6 protein-coding genes are annotated in these 9102 nt (G+C 75.1%); all 6 read left to right on the top strand.

Annotated features, from left to right (window positions below; translation table 11 throughout):
- Positions 1–346: 346 nt before the first annotated feature.
- From GFJ45_RS13495 to mreB, 6 genes are read left to right on the top strand one after another with little or no spacing between them, the layout of a single operon-like run.
- Positions 347–1864: a xanthine dehydrogenase small subunit gene (locus GFJ45_RS13495; RefSeq protein WP_153398075.1), complete on the top strand. Its 1518-nt coding sequence runs from the start codon at positions 347–349 to the stop codon at positions 1862–1864.
- A complete protein-coding gene (xdhB, locus tag GFJ45_RS13490; protein WP_153398073.1) occupies positions 1861–4275 on the top strand; it encodes a xanthine dehydrogenase molybdopterin binding subunit in 2415 nt (804 codons plus the stop codon). The genes GFJ45_RS13495 and xdhB overlap by 4 nt, the downstream gene beginning before the upstream one ends.
- A 1-nt stretch (position 4276) precedes the next feature.
- Complete coding sequence (gene xdhC / locus GFJ45_RS13485) at positions 4277–5191, top strand: xanthine dehydrogenase accessory protein XdhC (protein ID WP_153398072.1); 915 nt, start codon at positions 4277–4279, stop codon at positions 5189–5191.
- Complete coding sequence (guaD, locus tag GFJ45_RS13480; RefSeq protein WP_323368741.1) at positions 5188–6480, top strand: guanine deaminase; 1293 nt, start codon at positions 5188–5190, stop codon at positions 6478–6480. Before xdhC ends, guaD begins: the two co-directional genes overlap by 4 nt.
- A gap of 25 nt (positions 6481–6505) precedes the next feature.
- A complete protein-coding gene (locus GFJ45_RS13475; protein WP_153398070.1) occupies positions 6506–7897 on the top strand; it encodes an NCS2 family permease in 1392 nt (463 codons plus the stop codon).
- A gap of 17 nt (positions 7898–7914) precedes the next feature.
- Entirely contained in the window at positions 7915–8985 is a 1071-nt protein-coding gene (gene mreB, locus GFJ45_RS13470) for a rod shape-determining protein (protein ID WP_153398068.1), read from the top strand.
- Positions 8986–9102 lie beyond the last annotated feature (117 nt).

Genomic DNA, 9102 nt, shown 5'->3' with positions numbered 1-9102 from the left:
CCCGGAGGAGGCCGAGGTGGACCTGCAGGTGACCGGTGCCGGCCGCTACCGGGCCCGGCTGGTCGCCGAGCAGGGCCCGCCCGCCCGGCTGACCTGCCGCGCCAGCGCCGAGACGCGCGCCACCGTCTGGGTCACCCGGGCCCTGGAGCCGCTCCCGACCACGCCGTGACCGCCCCCGCCCGGGGCGCGTTCCCTTCACCGCCGCCGTGCCCCGCGCTACAGTGACGTCCAGGAACCCGGCCTGTTCGCATGGATAACCAGACCGGGGACGGGACCGACGGCGGCCCCGGCGCCTGACCTCGAACCATGCCGCATCACGGTGCGCGCACGCGGTGAGGAGATGGTCATGGCCACCGAGACCGAGACACGCACGGCCGGGACCAGCGGTGAGGCGACGTCGACACCCGCGGTCGTGGTCAACGGCCGACCCGTCCCGCTCGACCCGCGAGTGGTCGCGGCCCACACCACCACACTGGACTGGTTGCGCTCGCAGCGGCTCACCGGCGCCAAGGAGGGGTGCGCCGAGGGGGAGTGCGGCGCCTGCGCGGTGCTGCTGGCCCGCGCCGACGGCCGGGGCGGGACGTGCTGGACGGCCGTCAACGCCTGCCTCATCCCGGCCGCCGCCCTGGACGGGCAGGAGGTCATCACCGCCGAGGGGCTCGGGACACCCGAGCGGCTGCACGAGGTGCAGCGCGAGATGGCGGCCCGCGGCGGCTCGCAGTGCGGCTACTGCACGCCCGGGTTCGTGTGCGCCATGGCCGCGGAGTACTACCGCGACGACCGCGGCGAGCAGACGACGGCCGATGCCGCGCTGGACGGCACCCCCGCGGCCGACCACGAGGTGGGACCCAACGGCTTCGACCTGCACGCGCTCAGCGGCAACCTGTGCCGGTGCACCGGCTACCGGCCGATCAAGGACGCCGCCTTCGCCCTCGGCCGGCCCGCGCCGGAGGATCCGCTGGCGCAGCGGCTCCGCCAGCCAGCCCCGGCCCCGCGGCCCACCCGGCTGGCGGGGGACGAGGGCGCGCTGGTGCGCCCCGCCGACCTCGCCGAGGCACTGCGGCTGCTCGCCGCCGAGCCGCGCGCGGTGCTGCTCGCCGGTGCCACCGACTGGGGCGTGGAGGTCAACATCGGGCACCGCCGCGCCCCGCTCGTCATCGCCGTCGACCAGCTCCCCGAGCTGCGTGAGCTCGGCGAGGACCGCGGCGCGCTGACCATCGGCGCCGCCCTCAGCCTGTCCGAGCTGGAGCGCCGGCTGGCGGGACGGGTGCCGCTGCTCGACGCACTCATGCCGCTGTTCGCCTCCCGGCTGATCCGCAACGGCGCCACCCTCGGCGGCAACCTCGGCACCGCCTCGCCCATCGGTGACGCCGCACCGGTGCTGCTCGCCCTGGAGGCCGACGTCGTGCTCACCTCCACCCGAGGGGAGCGGACGGTGCCGGTGAGCGAGTACTTCACCGGCTTCCGGCAGACCCAGCGGGAGCCCGACGAGCTCATCCGTGCGGTCCGCGTGCCGGTCCCGCCGCTGCCGGTCGCGCGGTTCTCCAAGGTGGCCAAGCGCCGCTACGACGACATCTCCAGCGTCGCGGTCGGCATCGCCGCCCGGGAGCGGGAGGGCCGGGTCGAGCGGGTGCGCATCGGCCTCGGCGGCGTGGCCGCTACGCCGGTGCGAGCCCGCGACACCGAGGCGGCCCTGGAGGGCGGCCCGTGGACCCCGCAGGCCTTCGCCGAGGCCGCCGAGGTGATGGCCGGTGAGGGCACCCCGATGAGCGACCACCGGGCCAGCGCCGGCTACCGCGCGGCGATGCTGCGGCAGGCGCTGCTGAGGTTCCACCACGAGACCCAGCCGGAGGTGGCTCGATGAAGACCCGCCCGCACTCGCTGCACGACCGGCCCGAAGCCGGCAGCGTCGGGGAGGCCGTCCCCCACGAGAGCGCCGTGCTGCACGCCACCGGCACCGCCGTCTACACCGACGACCTGGTCCCGCGGACCAGCGGCGTGCTGCACGCCTGGCCGGTGCAGGCCCCGCACACCCACGCCCGCGTCACCCGGCTCGACCCGACGGCCGCGACCACGGTGCCCGGCGTCGTGCGGGTGCTAACCGCCGCCGACGTGCCCGGCGTCAACGACGCCGGCGTCAAGGGCGACGAGCCGCTGTTCCCGGCCGAGGTGATGTACCACGGCCACGCCGTGTGCTGGGTGCTGGCCGAGACGCTGGAGGCCGCGCGGCTGGGCGCCGCGGCGGTCGAGGTCGAGTACGACCCGCTCCCGGCGCTGGTCACGGTGGCGGAGGCGATCGCGGCCGGGAGCTTCCAGGGTGACCAGCCCGTGCTGGGCCGTGGTGACGTCGCCGCCGGCCTGGCGCGCAGCGCCCACGTCGTCTCCGGGGAGCTGGAGATCGGCGGCCAGGAGCACTTCGCGCTGGAGACCCACGCCTCGCTGGCCACCGTCGACGAGGCCGGGCAGGTGTTCGTCCAGTCCAGCACCCAGCACCCCTCCGAGACCCAGGAGATCGTCGGCCACGTGCTGGGAGTGCCCAGCCACGCCGTCACCGTGCAGTGCCTGCGGATGGGCGGTGCGTTCGGCGGCAAGGAGATGCAGCCGCACGGCTACGCCGCCGTCGCCGCGCTCGGTGCGGCCCTCACCGGCCGTCCGGTGCGGCTGCGGCTCACCCGCACCCAGGACATGACGATGTCCGGCAAGCGGCACCCGTTCCACGCCGAGTACCAGGCCGGCTTCGACGAGCAGGGTCGGCTGCAGGCGCTGCGGGCCACGCTCACCAGTGACGGGGGGTGGAGCCTGGACCTGTCGCAGCCGGTGCTGGCCCGGGCGCTGTGCCACGTCGACAACGCCTACCACGTGCCCGAGGTGGAGGTGCTCGGCCGGATCGCCCGCACCCACAAGACCTCCCAGACCGCCTTCCGCGGCTTCGGTGGCCCGCAGGGGATGCTGGTGATCGAGGACGCGCTCGGCCGGGCCGCCTCCCGGCTGGGCATCCCCGCTGACGAGCTGCGCCGCCGCAACCTGTACCGCCCCGGTCAGCGCACCCCCTACGGCCAGCCGGTGCGGCACGCCGAGCGGCTGGAGCGGATCTGGGACCAGCTGCTGGCCAGCAGCGACTTCACCGCCCGGCAGCAGCAGGTAGCGGCCCACAACCGCGCTCACGAGCACGCCAAGCGGGGCCTGGCGATCACGCCGGTGAAGTTCGGGATCTCGTTCAACTTCACCGCGTTCAACCAGGCGGGGGCGCTGGTGCACGTCTACAAGGACGGGTCGGTGCTCATCAACCACGGCGGGACCGAGATGGGCCAGGGGCTCCACACCAAGATGCGCCAGGTCGCCGCCACCGCGCTCGGGCTGCCGCTGCCGATGGTGCGGCTGGCACCCACCCGCACCGACAAGGTCCCGAACACCTCCGCGACCGCGGCCAGCTCCGGCGCCGACCTCAACGGCGGCGCCATCCAGCACGCCTGTTACCAGGTCCGCGAGCGGCTGGCCGAGGTGGCCTCCCGGATGCTGGGCATCCACCCGGCCGACGTGCGGTTCGTCGACGGCGAGGTGACCGGGATCGGGTTCGGGGACGACCGGCTGCCCTGGGCGGAGGTGGTGCGCACCGCCTACAGCCAGCGGGTCTCGCTGTGGGCCGCGGGCTTCTACCGCACCGAGGGCATCCACTGGGACAGCACCGCCATGCAGGGCGAGCCGTTCAAGTACTTCGCCTACGGGGCCGCGGTCTCCGAGGTCGAGGTGGACGGGTTCACCGGCGCCTACCGGTTCCTGCGCACTGACATCCTCCACGACGTCGGGGACAGCCTGTCCCCGCTGGTGGACGTGGGCCAGGTCGAGGGCGGCTTCGTGCAGGGACTCGGGTGGCTCACCCTGGAGGAGCTGCGGTGGGACACCTCCGACGGCGACGGCCGGGGACGGCTGGCGACGCGTGGGGCCAGCACCTACAAGCTGCCCTCGTTCTCGGAGCTGCCCGAGGAGCTGCGGGTGGACTTCTACCAGCAAGGCGCCGAGACCGGGGTGGTCTACGGCTCCAAGGCGGTCGGGGAGCCGCCGCTGATGCTCGCCTTCAGCGTCCGCGAGGCGCTGCGGCAGGCGGTCGCCGCCTTCGGCCCGCCCTGCCACGAGGTCCGGCTGGCGAGCCCGGCCACCCCCGAGGCGGTCTGGTGGGCGGTCGCCGCGGCCCGTGACGCGGCCCGACGGCAGCCGGACGGGCACCGACGGCCGGCCACCGACGGGGTGCCCCGGCAGCTCCCGGTGGAGGCCTGAGGTGGACTGGCTGACCGCGCTGGCCCGGTGGCAGCAGGAAGGGCAGCCGTGCGTGCTCGTCACGGTGCTGCAGGTGCGCGGCCACGCCCCCCGCGACCCCGGCGCCAAGATGGTGGTGGCCCGGGAAGGAAGCCACGGCAGCGTCGGGGGCGGCAACCTGGAGGCCGAGTGCATCGACGCGGCCCGGGCGCTGCTGGCGCAGGCGGCCGAGCAGGCCCGACAGGGGAGCCGGAGCCCGGCGGCGGGCGCCATGGCGGCGCGTGCGCTGCCGCCCCGGACCGTCGAGCTGGGACTGTCCGAGCACGCCCCCACCCGGCACGGCCGGCAGTGCTGCGGCGGGACGGTGCAGGTGCTGCTGGAGCACCTGCCCGCCCGGCGCGCCGTGGCGGTCTTCGGCGCCGGCCACGTCGGGCTGGAGCTGTGCCGCATCCTCACCCGGCTGGACCTGCGGGTGGACCTGGTGGACTCCCGCGCCGACCGGCTGGCGCTCGCCGAGGAGATCCCGCCCGGCGCCGGCGAGCTGGTCCGCCACCACGCCGCCGCCCCGGAGTCGGTCCTCCCCACGCTGCCGCCCGGCACCGACGTGCTGGTGATGACCCACGACCATGCCGAGGACCTGGCCGTGCTGGACGCGGCGCTGCGCTCGGACGTGCCCGGCCGGATCGGGGTCATCGGCTCCTCGGCGAAGTGGTCCCGCTTCCAGGTCCGGCTCGCGCGGGAGGGCCACGGCCCGGAGGCGATCGCGCGGGTGCGCTGCCCCATCGGCCTGCCCGAGGTCAAAGGGAAGGAGCCTGCCGTCATCGCGGTCAGCGTGGCCGCCGAGCTGCTCAGCAGCGGTACGCAGGCCGGCGCGGCAACCCGGCCGCGACCGCTGCCCGGGCCCAGGCCGGTGCCCGGGGCGGGAGCAGCGTCGTGACCGTGCGGCTCTACCGGGCCACCGTCCTCGACACGCCACGGGACCCGTTCCTGCACGGGGCCGACGCGCTCCGGGTCGAGGAGGACGCCGGGCTGGTGGTGGCTGACGGGCAGATCCTGGCGCGCGGCCGCTACGACCAGGTGCGGGCCGAGCACCCGCAGGCCCCGGTGGAGGACCTGCGCGGTGGGTTGCTGCTGCCCGGCCTGGTCGACACCCACGTCCACTACCCGCAGGTGCGCGCCATCGGCAGCCTCGGCATGCCGCTGCTGCAGTGGCTGGAGGAGTGCGCGCTGCCGGAGGAGGCCCGGCTCGCCGACCACAGCTACGCCGCCGAGGTCGCGGTGGAGTTCCTCAGCGGGCTGGTGCGGGCCGGCACCACCACGGCCCTGGTCTTCGGCTCCCACTTCAGCGCGGCGGTGGACGTGCTGCTGGAGCAGGCCGAGCGCAGCGGGCTGCGGATCACCGCCGGGCAGGTGCTCAGCGACCGGCGGCTGCGCCCCGAGCTGCACACCGACCCCGAGACGGCGGTGCAGGAGGGCCGACAGCTGCTGTCCCGCTGGCACGGGCGGGGCCGGCTGCGCTACGCGATCACCCCACGGTTCTCGGTGTCGGCCTCCGACGCGCTCCTGCAGGCGTGCAAGGCGCTGCTGGGGGAGGCCGACGGGCTGCTGCTCACCAGCCACCTCAACGAGAACCCCGAGGAGATCGACGCCGTCGCCGAGCTGTTCCCCGGCGCCCGCGACTACCTGGACACCTACGACCGGCACGGGCTGCTCGGGACCCGCGCGGTGCTGGCGCACGACGTGCACCCGACCGACCGGGAGCTGGCCCGGATGGCCGAGCTCGGCACCGCGGTCGCGCACTGCCCCACGAGCAACGCCGCGCTCGGCAGCGGGCTGTTCCCCCTCCGGCGCCACGTCGAGCACGGCGTGCCGGTCGCGCTGGGGTGTGACGTGGGGGCCGGGAGCGGCTTCGGGCTGCTCAAGGAGGGGCTGCAGGCGGCGTTCGTGCAGCAGCTGCGCCCGGACGGCTACCGGCTGCACCCGGCCCATCTGCTCTTCCTGGCCACCGCCGCCGGGGCCCGCGCCCTCGGCCTGGCCGACCGGGTGGGGGTCCTGGACGCCGGGTTTGACCTCGACGCGGTGTGGGTGCGGCCGGAGAGCGGCTCGGTGCTCCACACTGGGCTCCGGCACGCCCGGGACGGCATCGACGCCCTCGCCAAGACCTTCGTCCTGGGCGCGCCGGCCGACGTGGCCGCCGTCTGGGTCGGCGGCGACCGGGTCCGCTGACCTGCCACACACACGAGGAGAGCCCATGGCCACCGAGACGACACGACCGGACGCGCCGGCCACGGGCGTGCTCGACCGCTTCTTCGGCATCACCAGGCACGGGTCCACCCGGTCCCGCGAGGTGCGCGCCGGCGTGACGACGTTCCTGACGATGAGCTACATCGTCTTCGTCAACCCGCAGATCCTGTCCGAGGCGATCGACGTCCCCAACAGCTTCGTGCAGCTGCTCACCGTCACCTGCCTGGCGGCCATGATCGGCACCCTGCTGATGGGCCTGGTGGCCCGCTACCCGTTCGCGCAGGCACCCGGCATGGGGCTGAACGCCTTCTTCACCTACACGGTGGTGCTGGGCATGGGGGTGCCCTGGCAGACCGCGCTCGGGGCGGTGTTCATCTCCGGCGTGCTGTTCGTGGTGCTGACCGTCGTGGGAGCCCGGACCGCGATCGTGCGGGCGATCCCCCTCAACCTCAAGCTGGCGATCACCGCCGGCATCGGCATGTTCCTGGCCTTCCTCGGGCTCAGCAACGCCGGCCTGGTGGTGCTCGACGAGGCCACCCTGGTGACGATGGGCGACCTGACCGCGCCCTCGGCCTGGGTGGCGCTGTTCGGGCTGGTGCTCTCGGCGGTGCTGATGACGCTGCGGGTGCGCGGCGCGATCCTGTGGGGCATCCTCGCCGCGAGCGCACTGGCCATCGTCACCCGCGCCGACGTCTACGCCGGCGGCGCGGAGGGCACCATGCAGGCCTTCCCGGGCTTCACCGACGGCCTGGTGGCGATGCCGGTGTGGCCCGGCGGGCTGTTCGGGCAGCTGGACATCGCCGGCGCCCTCGGCCTGGGCGTGCTCAGCGTCATCTTCACCTTCTTCTTCGTCGACTTCTTCGACTCCACCGGGACGCTGACCGGCCTGGCGCACCGCACCGGCTACCTGGACGAGCGCGGTGACATGCCCCGGGTGCGGCGCACCTACTCGATGGACGGCCTGGCGACCTCGGTCGGCGCGGTGCTCGGCACCTCCACCACCACGACCTACGTCGAGAGCGCCTCCGGCATCGGCGAGGGCGGCCGCACCGGGCTGACCGCCACCGTCACCGGCGTGCTGTTCGGGCTGGCGATGTTCCTGTGGCCGCTGGCCTCCGCGGTGCCCGGCGCGGCGACGGCCCCGGCCCTCATCCTGGTCGGCGCCATGATGATGACCGGCGTCAAGGACATCGACTGGGACGACATGTCCGAGGCGCTGCCGGCGTTCCTGACCGTGGTGGCGATGCCGCTCACCTTCTCGATCGCCAACGGCGTCAGCCTCGGCATCATCGGCTACTGCCTGGTGAAGGCGCTCAGCGGGCGGGGACGCGAGGTGCACCCGGTCCTCTACGTCGTCGGAGCCCTGCTGCTGGCGCGCTACGTCTTCCTCGGCGCGTAGCGGCATACCATCGCTGCGTGAGCACGGCTGGCGGACCCGCGGCGCGGGAGGGGTGGCGGACCCGAGCCCGGCGGGCCCTGCTCGGCAGCGACCTGGCCGTCGACCTCGGGACGGCCAGCACGCTGGTGCACCGCTCCGGCCGTGGAGTCGTCCTGGACGAGCCCAGCCTGGTCGCCGTCGACGCCGCGACCGGCCGGCTGGTCGCGGCCGGGCGCGAGGCCGAGGAGATGCACGGCCGGACACCGGCGCGGGTGCTCACGCTCCGGCCGTTGGCCGACGGCGTGGTCACCGACGCCGACCTCACCGAGCAGATGCTGCGCCAGTTCGTCGGCAGGGCCGGCGCCTCCCCGCTGCTGCGGCCGCGGATGGTGGTGTGCGTGCCGACCACCGTCACCGCCGTCGAGCGTGGCGCCCTCGAGGACGCCGCGCTGCGGGCGGGGGCGCGCCGCGTCTTCGTGCTGGAGGAGGTCATGGCCGCCGCGATCGGTGCCGGACTCCCGGTGCACGACGCCCGGGCCTCGCTGGTGGCCGACGTCGGGGGCGGTACCACCGACGTGGCGGTGATCAGCCTCGGCGGGGTCGTCAACGCCCGCAGCCTGCGGGTCGGCGGGGAGGACATGCACGACGCGGTCGCCGCCGGCGTGCGTGCCGAGCACGAGCTGCTGCTGGGGGAGCGCAGCTCCCAGCACATCACCCACACCGTCGGCGCGGCCTACCCGCTGGCGCAGGAGCAGCGGATGCGGGTGCGCGGCCGGGACGTGCGAACGGGCCTGCCACGGACCGTCGAGCTCAGCTCCGGGCAGGTGCGGCGGATGCTGGAGCCGGTCGTGCTGCAGCTGGTCGACCTGGTGACGGCCGTGCTGGACGTGTGCCCGCCCGAGCTGGCCGGCGACGTGCTGGAGGACGGGCTCACCCTCACCGGTGGCGCCGCGCAGCTGCAGGGGCTGCCGGAGCGACTGCGGGGGGAGCTCGGGGTGCCGGTCCGGCTGGCCGATCAGCCGCGGCTGGCGGTGGTGCGTGGCGCGGGCGCCTGCGCCGACGACGTCGCCGCCCTGGAGAAGGTCCTCGTCGCCACCCCGGCCCGATGACGCCGGTCAGGCCACCGCACCCGCGGCGCCCGGACCGGCGGCGCCGGCAGCGTCGCGGGCCGAGCCTGCTGCTCGGGACCCTGCTGGCGCTGACGGCGCTGCTGCTGCTCACCGACC

Origin of the sequence: Ornithinicoccus halotolerans, assembly GCF_009602535.1 — a bacterium.
Classification (GTDB): Bacteria; Actinomycetota; Actinomycetes; order Actinomycetales; family Dermatophilaceae; genus Ornithinicoccus; species Ornithinicoccus halotolerans.
This window is presented reverse-complemented; position numbering and strand designations above follow the sequence as displayed.

What these genes read in the sequence shown, in the direction of transcription:
- xdhB (WP_153398073.1), top strand. Translation starts at nt 1,861, where the DNA reads ATGAAGACCCGCCCGCACTCGCTGCACGACCGGCCCGAAGCCGGCAGC.
- GFJ45_RS13495 (WP_153398075.1), top strand. Translation starts at nt 347, where the DNA reads ATGGCCACCGAGACCGAGACACGCACGGCCGGGACCAGCGGTGAGGCG.
- GFJ45_RS13475 (WP_153398070.1), top strand. Translation starts at nt 6,506, where the DNA reads ATGGCCACCGAGACGACACGACCGGACGCGCCGGCCACGGGCGTGCTC.